Source organism: Streptomyces sp. NPDC102259 (genome assembly GCF_044766465.1).
Classification (GTDB): domain Bacteria; phylum Actinomycetota; class Actinomycetes; order Streptomycetales; family Streptomycetaceae; genus Streptomyces.
On sequence record NZ_JBIWMA010000024.1, the window covers coordinates 56,008 to 70,596 of the forward strand.

Sequence of the window (14,589 nt, forward strand, 5' to 3'; positions counted from 1 at the left end):
GCCCAGCCGGCCACCGCCGAAAGCCCCACCGTGACCTGAAGGAAAGAGAATCCCCCATGCCTGCCACCGACTCCACCCCCCTGCCCGTCCTCGTCGTCGGGGCCACCGGCTCCCTGGGGAGCAAGGTCGTCGACGAACTCCTGGTCCGCGGCAAGAAGGTCCGCGCCCTGGTGCGGCCCACCAGCGACGCGAGCCGGCTCGAAGGCCGGGGAGTGCAGATCGCCCGCGGCGACATGCTCGACGTCGACTCCCTCGTCACCGCCATGAAAGGCGCCGACGCCGTCATCACCACCGCCGCCGGCTACACCCGCGGCGGCAAGAACGCCAACGACATCGACACCATCGGCAACGCCAACCTCGCCGAGGCCGCCCACCGCACCGGCATCCGCCGCTTCGTCCTGACCAGCATTCTCGAAAGCGACAAGACGCCCGACGTCCCGCACTTCTGGCACAAGAAGCTCGCTGAGGACAAACTCGAACAGCTCGGCGTCCCCTTCGTCGCCCTGCGCCCCGGAGCCTTCCTCGACCAGATCACGACCGGAGCGGGCAACCCGATCGACAAGGGCCGCATGATATGGATCGGCAAGACCGGCGTCCCGCTGACCTTCGTGCGCATGACCGACCTCGCCGGCTACCTGGCCGCCGCGGTCGATGCCGACACCCAGAACGGTGAGCGCATCGACATCGGCTGGGACCGGCCCGTCAGCATGCGCGAGGTCGCCGACCTGAGGGGCGACCGCGCCGGAAAGAACATAAAGGTGTGGGCCGTCCCGTCCCCCGTCGCCCGCACCGCCAGCGCCGTCGCCGGCCGCTTCATGCCCCTGCTCAAGGACATGGCCGCGATGTTCCACTGGTTCGACACCGGCCGCTACGTCGCCGACCCCACCCGCCAGGAAGAACTCTTCGGCCCCGCCCCCACCGCCGAACAGGCCTTGGCCCGCTTCACCGACGAACTGCGCACCGCACAGCGCCGGTGACGCCCTCGTCGAGGACCTGGTCACCCACTCCTACGGCCTCGTCCACACGGCGCCGCGCGGAAAGCGCCGATGACCCTGTCGAACCCGCGCTGCCCCTCTTCAGAACGTCCTGCTCCCGCAGCGGTGTGAAATCAACGTCGAGTTTCGCCTCGTACGCCTCGGGCTGGATGCCGAGCTCGTGCGTGCTGTACTCGCCGAACCGGTTGATGTGCTCGGTCAGGTATGGCGAGATCTGCGCCAGGTCCTCCGGCTCGATCTCCCAGCCCTCTGCCAGCAGCTGCCGCACGATCTCGGCGATGTCGGCCCGACCGCCAGACGGCCTGACGGGCGGGAGATCATGGTCGTGGACCAGCCGACTGAGCTGGCCAGCAGTGACGGCAGGCACCGTTGCAGTACCAGGGCCTGTCGTTTGGATCATGCCGCCCGCCGCCAGGCCACCGTGGGTCGGGCCGACCTGATCCGAACGGCAGACCCCAGCCGCCCTCGGTGGCTCGTTGCGAAAGGGAATGGATCAGTGCTCCTGAGCCGGGACGGGCCGGCAGCGTACGGCGAGGGCCGCGATGTCGTCGTCGAGTCGTCCTCCGGCGTAGCGGAGCAAGTCTTTGTGAAGCCGGCTCAGCAGCTCACGGGGCGGTGCCGCGCGGTGCCGACCCATCCAGTCCGGCAGCGGGAAGAACGTGCCGTTGCGATCGCGGGTTTCCGTGACGCCGTCGGTGTAGAGCAGCATCTGATCGCCGGGGACGAAGGCGACGGTGTCCACGTGGTAGTGGTCTCCGAGGAGCGCCGCGAGATTGAGGGGCGTGGAGGGGCGGGTGGGCTCGAGAACGTGGATTTCGCCGCTCTGTACGAACACCGGCGGCGGATGCCCGCAGTTGAGGACCTTGACGTGCCCGCCGCCGTAGGGGATCTCGGTGATCAGAGCGGTGGCGAAGTGCTCCTGTTGATCGTCGGCGGGGATCGCGGCGCTGTAGCGGGTCATCGTGATCTGCAGGCGGTGGATCAGGCCCTTCAGGTCGGGCTGGTCGTACGCGTTCTCCCTGAAGCAGTTGATCACCGCCGCGGCCGCCCCCACCGCTGACAGCCCCTTGCCGCGTACGTCGCCGATGAGCAGGCGGACTCCGTACGGTGTGTCGGCCGCCTCGTAGAAGTCGCCTCCGATCCGGGCCTGCTCCTGGGCCGCTCGGTACAGCGACTCGAGCTCGATGCCCTGGATGTGGTGCGGCAGCGGGCGCAGTAGCACCTTCTGGGCCGCGTCGGCGACGAGGCGCACCTGGAAGAGCGTCTCCTCGCGTTGGAGCCGGAGATGGCTCGCGTATGCGGCTGCGAAGGTGACGGCGGCGATGGCGGCGGCCGTGTACGGCGTTCCCAGATCGGAGTGGACGAAGCTGATGCCGATCATGGCCAGAAAGCAGAATGCCCCCAGCAGGATCGTCGGGAGGACGGGCCACACCGCGGCCGCGAGGGCGGGCGCCGCGGGCAGGAGGCGGCTGAAGGCGACCTCTCTCGGAGTGGCGAAGGCCAGGCCGGCGATGAGGACGGCGACGAACACCGGTGACAGCAGCACGGCCCGCCCCTGACCGCCGGAGGGACGGTGGCGGCGCCGGAGCCGTGCTGACCTGATCACAATTCAGATCTTATCGGGATGATGCGGGTGGCGAATGGGTCCGCCACTCTCCGATCAGTGGCCGTCGGCCCGGCCATGACTCCGAGGCCCTGCCGTGTCATCGGCGTCGAGTCCGGTCGCGACGGTGCGGCGCGCGGCGACGAGGTCACGGTGCGGACCCGCGGGGTTCGGTGGGCGGCAATGGTGTGCGCGAGCCAAGAGTCGGTCGTTCGTTCGATCGTACGAACATGGCTTCGATGGGGTTACTTCTGTCGCCTCGCGCTGATAGGAAACTTTCCTGTCAGTCGCAGTGCAGCAGTCACCCCACCCCCCACTCCTCACCTGGAGCCACTGTGGTGCACATATCCCGGCCGGTCGACGGCCCCACCCCCACCTCCCGCCGCCTCTTCCTCGCCCTCACCGGCGCCCTCGTGGCCGCGCCGCTCCTCACCGCCCAGCAGGCGACCGCGGCCCCCGCGGCGAAGGGCCTCGACGACCCGGCGAAGAAGGAGATCGCCATGAAGCTGGTGTCGAGCGCGGAGAACTCCTCGCTCGACTGGAAGGCCCAGTACCAGTACATCGAGGACATCGGCGACGGCCGCGGTTACACCGCCGGCATCATCGGATTCTGCTCCGGCACCGGAGACATGCTCGACCTCGTACAGCTCTACAGCGACCGCAAGCCCGGCAACGTCCTCGCCAAGTACCTGCCGGCCCTGCGCGAGGTCGACGGCACCGACTCGCATTCGGGTCTCGACCCGAACTACCCGAAGGACTGGCGCAAGGCCGCCCAGGACACCGCGTTCCAGCAGGCCCAGAACGACGAGCGCGACCGCGTCTACTTCAACCCCGCCGTCCGGCAGGGCAAGACGGACGGCCTGCGGGGCCTCGGCCAGTTCGCCTACTACGACGCCATCGTCATGCACGGTGACGGAACCGACCCCACCAGCTTCCGCAACATCCGCAAGCGCGCGCTGACCAAGGCGAAGCCGCCGGCCCAGGGCGGCGACGAGACGACGTATCTGAACGCCTTCCTCGACGCCCGGGTCTGGGCCATGAAGCAGGAGGAGGCGCACAGCGACACCAGCCGGGTCGACACCGCCCAGCGCGTCTTCCTGCGCAACGGCAACCTCGACCTCGACCCGCCCCTGAACTGGAAGGTCTACGGCGACAGCTACCACATCGGCTGACCGCCTCCGCGTGATCCCGGCTGGAAGCGGCGCGCCAGTCTGCGGCCCCACGCCCGACCAGGTACCTCGACGTACCGGTAGCTCAGGGCGCACAGCGGCAGCAGCACGGCGACGAACGCCGCTTCCAGCAGGGGAGTGTCGTGCCGCCATCGGCCGATCGTGCCGTCGGTCACCGCCAGCAGCACGGGGTGCACCAGATAGACCGAGTAGCTGATCGTCCCCAGTGCGGTCAGCGGGCGCGGTACACGCCGGTGGCGCGCCGTCAGTCCGGCGCCGAAGGTGAGCGCGGCCATCAGGAACGCCAGGATCCAGCCGCGCCGGGTGGAATGGGCGCCGTCGCCGTACCGGTACGCACTTCCCACGGCGCAGGCGACCACCACGGCGGCCGTGCCGGCCACGCGCCGCAGGCCGCTCCCATCGTGCTCGGCCCGGTGGACCGCGGTGCCGAGGAACATCACGGCGAGAATCACCAGGCCCTCCCACGTCGCGACCGTGCCGTTGAAGGCGACCAGGACGAGCGCCGACACCCCGCCCAGCGCTCCACCGGCCACCCGGAGCGCGGGTGTCCCGGCGCCCGCACAGCAGACGGCGAGCACCAGGGCGATCGTGGCGAGCCCGACCAGCGGGCCGGTGCCGACCGCGCGGGACAGCGCGGAGACCGGCAGCGTGCTCCCCACTGCCGCGCTCACGGCGGCGAGGGCGGCGAGGGTGACGGCGACCGTCGCCGATCGACGGTGCAGACGGGCCGTGAAGAGCGCGACGACCAGCAGGTAGAAGGCCGTCTCGTAGGAGAGGGTCCACAGGACGAGCAGGACGCTGGGAGTCCCCAGCAGCTCCTGGAGCAGGGTCAGGTGGGCGACGGCGATCGTGGTGAGGCTCTGCCGGCCCGGACCGGCGCGCAACTCGGCGACCCCCAGGAGATGGAGCGCGAGCACCGCGGTGACGGCGACCGCCCACAGCGGGTACATGCGGAACACCCGCCCGATCCAGAACGTCCGGACGCAGCCGCGGCGCTCCAGCGACGCGGGGACGATGTACCCGCTCACCAGGAAGAACAGCATGACGCCGTAGCGGCCGACGGTGAACTGCGGCACCAGCTCCTGACGGAACTCCGGCAGGAACGCGTACGACGAGTGGTCGAAGACCACGGCGAGAGCCGCCACGGCGCGCAACGCGTCCAGCCAGCCCAACCGTGCCGACGGGAGCGAATCGAGTGACGGTACCGTTACGGGGGGTGACTCCTCCGGGCGTGGGGGAACCAAGGGCGGGGGGTGCATACGTGGACCGGATCCTGTGCGGGGGAGGGGTTCGTCAGACGGGGTCGGGCATCAGTCGTCGGGCAGGGCGACCTTCAGCGGAACACAGGGCTCGGCCTGGCTCTTGGTGGAGTACAACTCGACCGCGCGCGGTCGGGACATGCCCTCCATGTTCTCGAAGGTCAGTACGTTGCCCCGGCGCAGCGTGAAGTCCCAGCCGGCCTTGATCGGGATGACGGGGACACGGTTGCCGTGCCCGTCGACGGCCCAGCTCGAGAACGGGGTGAACTCGCTGCGTTCGCACACGTAGCCGTTGGCCAGCACGTCGATGGTCACCTCGATGCCCCACGGGCGCACCCTCCTCGCGAGCTCGCGCTGGGCCGCGACGTCGATCGACTGGTCCTTCACGGTGAGCGTGACAGTGCCGTCCCCGTGGCGCTCCACCGCGTAGGCCGTCGAGTAGGCCGACGAGCCGGGCATCGCCGCCGCGCCGAACCAGGCCACCGCGCAGGCCACCGCGACGACGGCGATCCGGGGCGGGGTGAAGAGTCGGCGCACGGCTGCTCCCGCCCCGCCGCCGGCGGGCTCGACCGCGGTCGGCGTGGTCCGGCGGACTCCTGTCCCGCGCAGCTCGATCTCCGCCTTGAGCTCGTCCAGGAGCCGGTCCTCGAACGTCCGCCTCGTGCTCATGCTTCCCCCCTCGCGATGTACAGCAGCGGCGCGTCCGGCGTCGTGGCCTGCGCGGACCCCGTGCGGGCGGCCGGCCCCGTGGTCTCCGGGGCCTGGGCCCCCGCCTCCCGCCGCAGCGCCTTGCGCGCCCGGTGCAGTCGTACGCGGGCCGTGACCTGGCGTATCCCCAGCGCGGCCGCCGCCTCCGTGACCGTGAGCTGGTCCACCGCGATCAACTCCATGACGGCCCGCTCGCCCTCGGGAAGCCGCGCCAGGGCGGCCAGGGCGCGCCGCCCCGGGCTCTCCGCGTCGAGTCTGTCCTCGATGCGGACGATGTCGTCGGCCTCGAGCAGTCGCCGCCCGGAGAAGCGCAGGTCGCGTTCGGTCTCCCGGGCGACCCGGCGGCGCTCCGACGACACCACGTTGCGGGCGATGCCGAACAGCCAGGCCGTCTCACTGCCGAGGTGCGGCCGGTAGGAGTGCGCCGAGTGCAGGACGGCGAGGAAGATCTCGGCCGTCAGGTCGGCCGCGGTGTGCGGGTCGTCCACGCGCCGGGCCACGAACCGCATCACCGCGTCCACGTGGCGGCGATAGAACTCCTCGAAGAGCCGCGGGTCGCGTGCCGCCGCGGCGGGCCCACCCCGTAACCGTTCCGCGTCGTCCACAGGCGTCTCCTTCTCGTCTCCTTCAAAGGCGCTACACCCGTTCTTGGAACGAGGTGCGAAAAGCGTTACAGAGTGGACCCGGACCCGGCGCGAGAAGGAGGATCCGCCGGAAAGCGTGTCACTGTTGCGCCGATGACGATCACTTGGCACATGGCTGAAGCCGGACCTGACAGAACGTGGCAGAAGCGGAAGGGGATCCCTCGGACGTGTTGGGCCTTCTAGGACTGGCGGCTCTGTTCGCGAGCCCGCTCTGGTGCATCGCCGTCCTCGTCAAACTCGTCTCCGTGGCGTTGCCGGGACGACGGCCGGACTGGGCCGTGCACCTGCTGCGCTGGTCGGCCCGGATGGCGGTCGCGGCGGCCGTCGGCTGTTATCTGCTCTCCAGCGGAGCGGTGGCGTTCGCCGAGCACGAGTCCCGCTCCGGCGCTGACTCGTCCCCCGCGCCGGCCTGCCGGGGGGAGGAGGTCCCGCGCGACACCCGTTTGCGCCTCGTGACCCACCGGGCCTCCTACCTCCCGCCGGCCTTCGACTGCGTACTCGACGACGGGACCACCTACGAGAGCAGCGGCCTCTACGACCGGCTGAACACGTGCGTCGTCGTCTTCGCGGTCGGCGCCGGCGCCCTCGCGGCGTCCGCCGGGTGCGTGGCGGCCCGCCGGGACCGGGCGCGGGCCGTGACCGGTGCGGGCGGCGTCCTGGGCGGACCTGCGGATGCCGCTTCCGACGACCGGGGGCACGATGACCGAGTGAGTGGTGCGCCTGGGGCGTAGGGGGTGGGTTCGCGGGTAGTCGCGGCGATATGAACGGGGTAGTGAAGGCGGTCCGGATGGAACCTGTCCCGCCCGACCAGCGTGCTGACGCGTCCGACGGGAGCCCGACGGAGACGACGGTGGCGCTGGACGGCAAGGACGGTTGCATCGCCCGGGCGCGCAGGCTCACGGGCGACTTCCTCCGGCGGGTGCAGAGCCGGCACGGCCTGGCCGTGTCGGCCCGCGCCGTGGATCTGTCGCAGCTCGTGGTCAGCGAGCTGGTCACGAACGCGCTCAGATACGCGCCCGGGCCGGTCCTGCTGCAGCTGCGCATCGCCGGGGCCGCGGTGGAGATCGCGGTCTGGGACAGCGATCCGGTGCTGCCGGTGCCCCTCCCACCGGATCCGACGCGGGTGGGCCAGCACGGCCTGGAGATCGTGAGGGCGGTGGCGGAGGACGTCGACGTCGCGCAGGAGTCGGTCGGCAAACGGATCGTCGCCCGTCTGGGCCTGTCCGACTGACGCCGACTAGCTCCGATCGGCTTCGGCCGGGACCACGCGCCCGGCCCGTACAGGTGACCGGGCGGCGGCCGGTACGTCGCGATCGCGACGCACCGGCCGCCGCCGGCTGACTCGTGTCAGGGTTGCAGAGGAAGGGTGGCGCAGTTGGACGTGACCGGCCTGCTGTTGAGCCGGTCGGTCAGCCAGGAGATCGCGTCGCCCTGGTCGACGAGCAACGGCGTGAAGTGGTTGATCAGGGACCGGCCGAGCCCGGGCAGGATCACCGGCTTGTAGGTGACGTCGGCGCCCTTGGCGCACCACGCGACGGCGAGGGCCCGCGCCTGTGCGTGCGGTACCAGGTCGTCGGCGGTGCCGGTCGCCACCCGGACCGGCGACGCCGGCTCGCGGGTGCCGATGCGCTGGTCGGCCAGGAACGCCTTGAGGGCCGGCTCGGACTGGACGACGTCGCTGAGCGAGCGCCCGTCCGTGGTCCAGGCGGTGCTGCTCGCCGAGTTGTAGGAGAGCAGGGCGTCGCCCACGCACATCGTCGACAGGTCCTTGAGCGCGGCGCGGCCGGCCGCGTTCAGGTGCGCTTCGGCGATCGGCACGAGAGCGGGATCGGACTCCAGGAAGCCGTTCACCGACCAGCCCAGCGCGCCGGCCAGGTCGCTGCCGTCGATGGCCTTGGTGACGGCGACCAGGTCGGCGGGCGGCGCCCCGCTGTAGGTCCCGGCGAGGGTGACGTCGGGGGCGTACGAGGGCTGGAGTTCGGCGGCGGCGGCCGTGGCCCCGCCGCCCTGGCTGTAACCGAACAGCGCCACCCGGGAGCCGGCCGTCAGCGACGTGGCGTCCAGGGAACGGGCGGCGCGCACGGCGTCCAGGACTGCGTGGGCCTCGTCGACCCGGTTGACGTAGGTGTGCAGCCGGTCGGTCGCGCCCAGCCCGGTGTAGTCCGTGACCACGACGGCGATGCCCCGGGCGAGGAGACGGTAGATCGCCAGGTCCTCGTAACCGACCGACAGCGTCTGGCCGTTGACGAGGAGCGGGTGTTCGAGGCCGAGGGAGGCGGCGCACTGGTCGCCCTGGCCCATCGTGCCGGGGGCGACGACGACCAGCGGGCGTGGTCCGCTGCCCGTCCAGCGGGCCGTCGGTTCGATGTATGCGCCGGTGACCGCCATGGGCCGGCCGGCCGAGTCGGTGGACTTGTACATCAGACGGGTCGCCGTGCCCGGCAGCGGTCCGTCGACGCCCGGCAGGCTCAACGCCAGCGCGAGCGGTTCGGAGCGGATCAGGGCGCCGTCGGCCGCCGGAAGGGCGGCGGGCGGGTTGTAGAACGTGGGGATGGTGACGCCGCGCGAGACGACGGCGTCCGACTGCGAGGTCGCGTCGGCGGGTACGGCGGTGACGCCGAGGCAGGCGGCAGCGGTGACGGCTGCGGCCAGCAGGCGGGTGGGGGCGGGCATGGCGGACCTCCGGTGAGGGGGAGGCCCGAGCCTTCGTCTGCGGCTCGGGTGACGGACGGCCCGGTGGGGTACGGACCGTGACGACCGAGCGGTACGAGGCTCCGGTCGTCCACCGTTGCCCCGTACCGCTCTTAGACGAACTGTCAGGACCGTAGCGAGGGCAGAGTTACCTCGGGTAGCGGTCGGTAGGTTACGGTTCAGTAATATGACTGCGCGGTAGCAAGTCCGATGCGGTGCGTTCGCCGGTCGCACGCACCCCAATGAACGCCTATAAGTGGCCTCTTGGCGGCAATCTCGGACAAAACAAGACCACGGGGTTGTCTGTCGCTAGCGTCCCCAGCCATGAACACCGACCGCATGCGCGGCGCGCACCTCGGCGACCACGACTCCCGCGACGACGCCTTCGCGCCGCCCCGGCCCGGCACCCACCACTCCTCGACACAGACGGCGACCGCGAGCGGCAGCGCCAGGATCACGCAGAAGAACACCCAGATGAAGTTCTCCCTCCCGGTGATCGGGCCCCTGCTCAGCGTGGCGTACGCGCATCCGCTGATCGCCGGGCTCACCGCCGTGGCGGTCGTCGGGGGAGGAGGCGCGGCAGTCACGGCCGCCCTGCCCGACTCGACGTCCTCGCCCTCGACCGCGCTGGTGCGCGGCTTCGTCATGGAGCAGTCGGACGGTCAGGAAGCCCCCACGGGTTATGACTTCACCCCCACACCGCCCGTGGTCGCCGACGCCGGCACGGACGCCCTCTACGTCCAGGGCGGCTATCTGATGTCCACCAGCGGCAGACTCGCCTCCTGGGGTTCGTCCGAGGTGCCCACGGCCGAGGGCTGCCGGAAGGCCGTCACCGACGACCCGGTACGCAAGACGTCCGTCTCCGTCGGGTACGCGATGTGCTTCCTCGACCGCAACGGCGATCCCGGCTACATCACCGTCACTGCCTCCGACAGCGGCTCCGTCACCGTCGACACCGCCCACCTGGGCTGACCCGACCGCTGCCAACAGGCCTGTGTCACCGGTGTGGTTGACTACGTTTCGTGTTGCACGAGTCGGTCTTCCGCACCACGGACCTGCCGGTGAGCGACCGGTTCGAGGCCTGGACGGAGCGCATGGGCCGAACCCACGCGCCCATGCGGCTCAGCAGCGACCGCCACGCGGACTACCGCGGCACTCAACGCGTCATCGAGCTGGGCGACGTCGTCGTGTGGCCGGCCACCTTCGATCAACTGGTCTTCCGTCGCACGCCGAAACTCATCCGTCAGTCCGATCCCGAGTCGTACCACCTGTCCCTCCTGCTGAAGGGGGAGGGAGCGGCCGACTGGGGCAGACAGCAGGCCGCCTACCGGATGAACGACTTCCACATCAACTCCTCCTCGCGCTCCTGGGAGGTGCAGACCGGCTCCGAGCCGGTCACCGTCCTCGGCGTCGAGGTGCCGCGAGCTCTGGTGGCCGTACCCGGGCAGCGAGCGGACCAGGTCCCGGGGAGCCTCCTGTCCGGCCGCGAGGGGATCGGCGCGCTGCTCTCGCAGTTCCTCCGCCAACTGGTCGCGGACACCTCCCCGTACCAGCCCTCGGACGCGCCCCGGCTGGGCACGGTCGTCGCGGACCTGGTCACGGCCCTCTTCGCGCACACCGTGGACACCGACCTCCGGCTCCCGCCGGAGACCCGCGACCGCACCCTCACCCTGCACGTCAAGACGTTCATCCACCGGCATCTGAACGATGCGGACCTGACCCCGGCCGGGATCGCCGCCGCACACCACGTCTCCCGCAGCTACCTGTACCGCCTCTTCCAGGCCGAAGGCCTCTCCGTGGCCGCCTACATCCGCCACCAGCGACTGGAGAACGCCCGCCGCGACCTCGCCGACCCCCGACTGCGCGACCTGCCCATCCGTGCCGTCGCCGCCCGCTGGGGCTACCCCCGGGCCGCCGAGTTCACCCGGGCGTTCCGCACCGCCTACGGCCTCCCGCCCAGCGAACTGCGCGAACAGGCGCTGACCGAGGCGTAGGACGTCCCCCCTCGGCATCGCCGGTGGACGCTGTGCCAAGCAGTTGTGGACCGTCCGCCAACGACACGCCACCCGCCCCTCCCGCATGCTGGTGATCATCGCGGCGCACCGCCGCGATGACCCGGGGCCGTGCCAGGACGACGGGGGAGTCCTGGCACGGCACGGACACACGCCCGCCCACCCGCGCGCACCGGCCGCGGACGGCCCACGGACGCCCACGGATGATCGAGTGGTGACGGTCCGGCCACGGGCGTAGCGTTCTCACGGTGGACCCGACAGCGGACGACTCCGTCCACTGACCTCTCCCAGGGCCCGCTCCCGAGCGGGCGACACGTCATGAGCAGCCTCCCGCAGCCGACCTCAGCGCCCCGGACCACCGCCCGACAGGGTGGTGGGGGCAACGCGATGGCGCTGCTGGTCATCGCGTCGTGCCAGTTGATGGTGGTCCTGGACATCACCATCGTGAACATCGCGCTGCCGGACATCCAGCGCTCCCTGGGCTTCTCCACCACCAGCCTGGCGTGGGTGGTCAACGCCTACACCCTCACCTTCGGCGGCCTGCTGCTGCTCGGGGGCCGGGTCGGCGACATCCTCGGCAGACGGCGGGTGTTCATCTTCGGCGTGCTGCTCTTCGTCCTGGCCTCCCTGCTCGGCGGACTCGCCCAGAACGAGGCCCAACTCCTGGCCGCGCGCGCCCTTCAGGGCGTCGGCGGCGCCATCGCGTCCCCGACCGCCCTCTCCCTGGTCAGCACCACGTTCCCGGAAGGACTCGAGCGCAACCGGGCGTTCGGGGTCTTCGCCGCGGTCTCGGCGGGCGGTGGCGCGATCGGCCTGCTCGCGGGCGGAATCCTCGTCGAGTACCTGAACTGGCGGTGGGTGCTGTTCGTCAACGTGCCCATCGGACTGCTCATCGCCTTGGCCACCCCGCGCTACATCAGGGAATCCGACCGCCATCCCGGTCACTTCGACATCGCCGGCGCGCTGACCTCCACCGTGGGCATGGTGCTGCTGGTGTACGGGTTCATCAGAGCCGCGCAGGAAGGGTGGCGCGACCCGCTCACGGTGGCCTCGTTCGTCGCGGCCGTCGTCGTCCTCGCGGTGTTCATCCTGGTCGAGCGGCGCTCCCGGCAGCCGATCACACCCCTGCACATGTTCGCCGACCGCAACCGGGCGGGCACCTACGGCATCATGCTCTGCCTCGCCGCCGCGATCTTCGGCATGTTCTTCTTCCTCACGCTCTTCGTGCAGAACGTGCTCGGCTTCAGCCCGCTCGCCGCCGGGTTCGCCTTCCTGCCGGTCAGCGCGGTCATCGCGGTCGGCGCCGGCCTCGCCTCACGGTTCCTGCCCACGTACGGCCCCAAGCCCTTCATGGTGGTGGGCGCGATCCTCGCGGCCGGCGGCCTGTCCTGGCTGACCCTGACCGACGTCGACTCCACGTACGCGGGCAGCGTCCTCGGCCCGATGCTCGTCTTCAGTCTGGGCATGGGCATGGAGTTCGTGTCGCTCACGCTGATGGCGCTCTCCAACGTGTCCCCGCTGGAGACCGGTGCGGCCTCCGGCCTCCTCAACGCCACCCAGCAGGTGGGCGGTTCGCTCGGCCTGTCCATCCTGGTCACGATGTACGGCACGGCCAGCCGCAACGAGGCGGAGAACCAGGTCCCCGACTTCCTGGCCCAGGCGACCCCGGCCGAGCGGCTGAACTTCCGGCGCACCGGGCAACTCCCCGCCCCCTGGTCCGACGAGGTCCTCACGGCCGGCGTCTCGGCCGCCTTCGTCATGGCGGCGATCTTCACGGTCCTGGCCGCCCTGATCGCGATCGTGGTGATCCAGGTCCGCCCCTCGGACCTGGAACGCCTCAAGGGCGGCACGGCCCCGGGCGGCGGCTGAGGCCCGACCGGTCGTCAGCCGCGGTGCGTGCGCAGGACCATGCGCGCCGTCACCTTTGTCGGCTGCCACCGGCCGCTGTTCTATGGCCGCTGTTCCGTGGCCCGTGTCCGTGTCCGTGGCCGGTGGGCCCGTGACTGGTGATCCGGTGGCCCGGTGATCCGGTGGCCCCTGGGTCAGTGATCCGTGCTCCGGGGTGCGTGCTTCGTGGTTCGAGGCACAACCCGCCGGTTAGGGTCCGCACATGGGGCATCGAGACGTGGGAATTCTGCATCCGGGAGCGATGGGCGCGCGCGTGGCGGCGCAGGCGGTGGCGGCGGGAGCCGCGGTGTGGTGGCTGCCGCAGGGGCGGTCGGCGGCGAGTCGGGACCGGGCGGCCGAGTACGGGCTGCGGTCCGCCGCGAGCATCCGGGAACTGGCCGCGACCTGTGAGGTCGTGCTGAGCGTCTGTCCCCCCGCTGCCGCGCTCGACGTCGCCGGGCAGGTGGCGGCGGCCGGTTTCCGGGGCGTCTACGTGGACGCCAACGCGGTGAGTCCCGAGCGGATGGCCGAGATCACCGGTGTGTTCGAGGACGGCGCCGTGACCGTGGTGGACGGCGGGATCACCGGACCACCCCCGCGTGAGGCGGGGCGGACCCGGCTCTATCTCTCGGGCGACGACACGGCCGTGGCACGGGTCTGCGCCCTGTTCGACGGCACCGCGCTCACCCCGGTCACCCTGGCGGGGCCGATCGGGCGGGCGTCGGCGCTCAAGTCGGCCTTCGCCGCGTACAACAAGATCTCGTACGCCCTCGCCGCCCAGGCCTGCGCGCTGGCCGACGGTCACGGGGTGCTGGACGACCTGCTCGACCTGGCGAAACAGATGCTGCCGGACACCCCGCTGGCCGCGACGGCACACCTGGCCGCCGCCGGGCCGCGGGCCTGGCGCTGGGAGCCGGAGATGCGCGAGATCGCCCGGGCCTGCCGGGGAGCGGGCGTGTCGTCCGTCTTCGCGGAGGCGGCCGCGGAGACGTTCGCCCGGTGGGAAGCGCACAAGGACGACCCGTCCGTGACCGGTGAGCAGTTGATCGCCGATCTCGTTCAGGGAACTCCGTCGTCCATGTCGTGCGACCGGACGGGTTTGCCGTCGCGGTGAGCGGCAACGCGATGTCCATGAGTGAACCGAACAGGAAGACGAATGAACAGTCCGCAGCCGAGCGGGTGACCGCGTCCAAGGCCCGGCGCACCGCGGACAAGGCGACCGCTCCGGCGGCCCGGGCCGCGAAGAGTGCCGCGACGAAGACGGACGACGCCGCGTCGGCCACCAGGACCGGAGTCCAGCGCTCGGCCGAGGTGACGACGGGTGCCGTGCAGAGCGCGGCGCACAGTGCCTCGCGCGGTGTCGAGGCGGGCCGTCAGGCGATCGTCGCGACTTCGGGTCAGGTCGCCGCGACCGCGAAGACGGCGTGGACGGTCATCGCACACCGGAAGCTGATCGCCGCCGGTGTCGGCGCCGGTCTCTCCGCGCTGACCGCGGCCTCGTACGCCGTGGGCCGGCGCTCCGGCCGCCACCCGCAGGGCCCTCTCACCCGGCTCACCGGCGGTCGGATCTGACCCTTCTCGGTCGCGGTCAGGAGATCGG

Annotated in this window: 15 protein-coding genes; 9 read left to right on the forward strand and 6 right to left on the reverse strand. The window is 71.2% G+C overall.

What is annotated here, in order from left to right; translation table 11 throughout:
- The first annotated feature begins 56 nt into the window (after positions 1–56).
- Positions 57–977 (forward strand): SDR family oxidoreductase, encoded by a 921-nt coding sequence (locus tag ACIRPU_RS36215; protein ID WP_403875019.1) that lies wholly within the window; start codon positions 57–59, stop codon positions 975–977.
- Here ACIRPU_RS36215 and ACIRPU_RS36220 read toward each other — a convergent pair.
- Positions 943–1,362, reverse strand: coding sequence for a Tn3 family transposase (locus tag ACIRPU_RS36220; protein ID WP_403875021.1), 420 nt, complete (start codon positions 1,360–1,362; stop codon positions 943–945). The two genes, ACIRPU_RS36215 and ACIRPU_RS36220, sit on opposite strands and share 35 nt — an antisense overlap.
- 126 nt (positions 1,363–1,488) lie before the next feature.
- Positions 1,489–2,541, reverse strand: a complete 1,053-nt coding sequence (locus tag ACIRPU_RS36225; protein WP_403875023.1) for a PP2C family protein-serine/threonine phosphatase — start codon at positions 2,539–2,541, stop codon at positions 1,489–1,491.
- Between the two features lie 392 nt (positions 2,542–2,933).
- Between ACIRPU_RS36225 and ACIRPU_RS36230 the strand changes: the two genes are divergently transcribed.
- Positions 2,934–3,770, forward strand: a complete 837-nt coding sequence (locus ACIRPU_RS36230) for a chitosanase (RefSeq protein ID WP_403875025.1) — start codon at positions 2,934–2,936, stop codon at positions 3,768–3,770.
- On the opposite strand, the gene ACIRPU_RS36235 is transcribed toward ACIRPU_RS36230, so the two are convergent.
- The 3 genes from ACIRPU_RS36235 to ACIRPU_RS36245 all read right to left on the reverse strand — a co-directional run bounded on the left by ACIRPU_RS36235 (position 3,755) and on the right by ACIRPU_RS36245 (position 6,360).
- Complete coding sequence (locus ACIRPU_RS36235) at positions 3,755–4,960, reverse strand: acyltransferase family protein (RefSeq protein ID WP_403875027.1); 1,206 nt, start codon at positions 4,958–4,960, stop codon at positions 3,755–3,757. The genes ACIRPU_RS36230 and ACIRPU_RS36235 overlap by 16 nt on opposite strands.
- A gap of 138 nt (positions 4,961–5,098) precedes the next feature.
- A complete protein-coding gene (locus ACIRPU_RS36240; protein WP_403875029.1) occupies positions 5,099–5,716 on the reverse strand; it encodes a hypothetical protein in 618 nt (205 codons plus the stop codon).
- The gene (locus ACIRPU_RS36245; protein WP_403875031.1) at positions 5,713–6,360 is read right to left on the reverse strand and encodes an RNA polymerase sigma factor; all 648 of its coding nucleotides are present in this window, start codon (positions 6,358–6,360) and stop codon (positions 5,713–5,715) included. The genes ACIRPU_RS36240 and ACIRPU_RS36245 overlap by 4 nt, the downstream gene beginning before the upstream one ends.
- Positions 6,361–6,566: 206 nt before the next feature.
- Between ACIRPU_RS36245 and ACIRPU_RS36250 the strand changes: the two genes are divergently transcribed.
- Both ACIRPU_RS36250 and ACIRPU_RS36255 read left to right on the forward strand, forming a co-directional pair.
- A complete protein-coding gene (locus ACIRPU_RS36250) occupies positions 6,567–7,130 on the forward strand; it encodes a hypothetical protein (RefSeq protein WP_403875033.1) in 564 nt (187 codons plus the stop codon).
- A 56-nt stretch (positions 7,131–7,186) separates the two neighbouring features.
- Positions 7,187–7,630: an ATP-binding protein gene (locus ACIRPU_RS36255; RefSeq protein ID WP_403875035.1), complete on the forward strand. Its 444-nt coding sequence runs from the start codon at positions 7,187–7,189 to the stop codon at positions 7,628–7,630.
- Positions 7,631–7,746: 116 nt separating this feature from the next.
- Here ACIRPU_RS36255 and ACIRPU_RS36260 read toward each other — a convergent pair whose 3' ends face one another.
- Complete coding sequence (locus ACIRPU_RS36260; protein WP_403875037.1) at positions 7,747–9,072, reverse strand: alpha/beta fold hydrolase; 1,326 nt, start codon at positions 9,070–9,072, stop codon at positions 7,747–7,749.
- Between the two features lie 342 nt (positions 9,073–9,414).
- On the opposite strand from ACIRPU_RS36260, the gene ACIRPU_RS36265 reads away from it, so the two are divergent.
- The 5 genes from ACIRPU_RS36265 (at position 9,415) to ACIRPU_RS36285 (ending at position 14,561) form a co-directional block, all read left to right on the forward strand.
- On the forward strand, positions 9,415–10,062 hold the full coding sequence (locus tag ACIRPU_RS36265) for a hypothetical protein (protein WP_403875039.1): 648 nt from the start codon (positions 9,415–9,417) through the stop codon (positions 10,060–10,062).
- Between the two features lie 50 nt (positions 10,063–10,112).
- Positions 10,113–11,084 carry a helix-turn-helix domain-containing protein gene (locus ACIRPU_RS36270; protein ID WP_403875041.1) on the forward strand — a complete coding sequence of 324 codons (972 nt, stop codon included), beginning with the start codon at positions 10,113–10,115 and terminating at the stop codon, positions 11,082–11,084.
- Positions 11,085–11,489: 405 nt separating this feature from the next.
- Entirely contained in the window at positions 11,490–12,971 is a 1,482-nt protein-coding gene (locus ACIRPU_RS36275; RefSeq protein WP_403875131.1) for an MFS transporter, read from the forward strand.
- A gap of 241 nt (positions 12,972–13,212) precedes the next feature.
- The gene (locus ACIRPU_RS36280) at positions 13,213–14,103 is read left to right on the forward strand and encodes a DUF1932 domain-containing protein (RefSeq protein WP_403875043.1); all 891 of its coding nucleotides are present in this window, start codon (positions 13,213–13,215) and stop codon (positions 14,101–14,103) included.
- Between the two features lie 11 nt (positions 14,104–14,114).
- On the forward strand, positions 14,115–14,561 hold the full coding sequence (locus ACIRPU_RS36285) for a hypothetical protein (RefSeq protein ID WP_403875045.1): 447 nt from the start codon (positions 14,115–14,117) through the stop codon (positions 14,559–14,561).
- The last annotated feature ends 28 nt before the right edge of the window (positions 14,562–14,589 follow it).

Coding starts and splice junctions, on each gene's coding strand:
- ACIRPU_RS36240 (WP_403875029.1), bottom strand. CDS start 5,716: ATGAGCACGAGGCGGACGTTCGAGGACCGGCTCCTGGACGAGCTCAAG.
- ACIRPU_RS36275 (WP_403875131.1), top strand. CDS start 11,490: ATGGCGCTGCTGGTCATCGCGTCGTGCCAGTTGATGGTGGTCCTGGAC.
- ACIRPU_RS36280 (WP_403875043.1), top strand. CDS start 13,213: ATGGGGCATCGAGACGTGGGAATTCTGCATCCGGGAGCGATGGGCGCG.
- ACIRPU_RS36265 (WP_403875039.1), top strand. CDS start 9,415: ATGAACACCGACCGCATGCGCGGCGCGCACCTCGGCGACCACGACTCC.
- ACIRPU_RS36285 (WP_403875045.1), top strand. CDS start 14,115: ATGTCCATGAGTGAACCGAACAGGAAGACGAATGAACAGTCCGCAGCC.
- ACIRPU_RS36255 (WP_403875035.1), top strand. CDS start 7,187: ATGGAACCTGTCCCGCCCGACCAGCGTGCTGACGCGTCCGACGGGAGC.
- ACIRPU_RS36260 (WP_403875037.1), bottom strand. CDS start 9,072: ATGCCCGCCCCCACCCGCCTGCTGGCCGCAGCCGTCACCGCTGCCGCC.
- ACIRPU_RS36215 (WP_403875019.1), top strand. CDS start 57: ATGCCTGCCACCGACTCCACCCCCCTGCCCGTCCTCGTCGTCGGGGCC.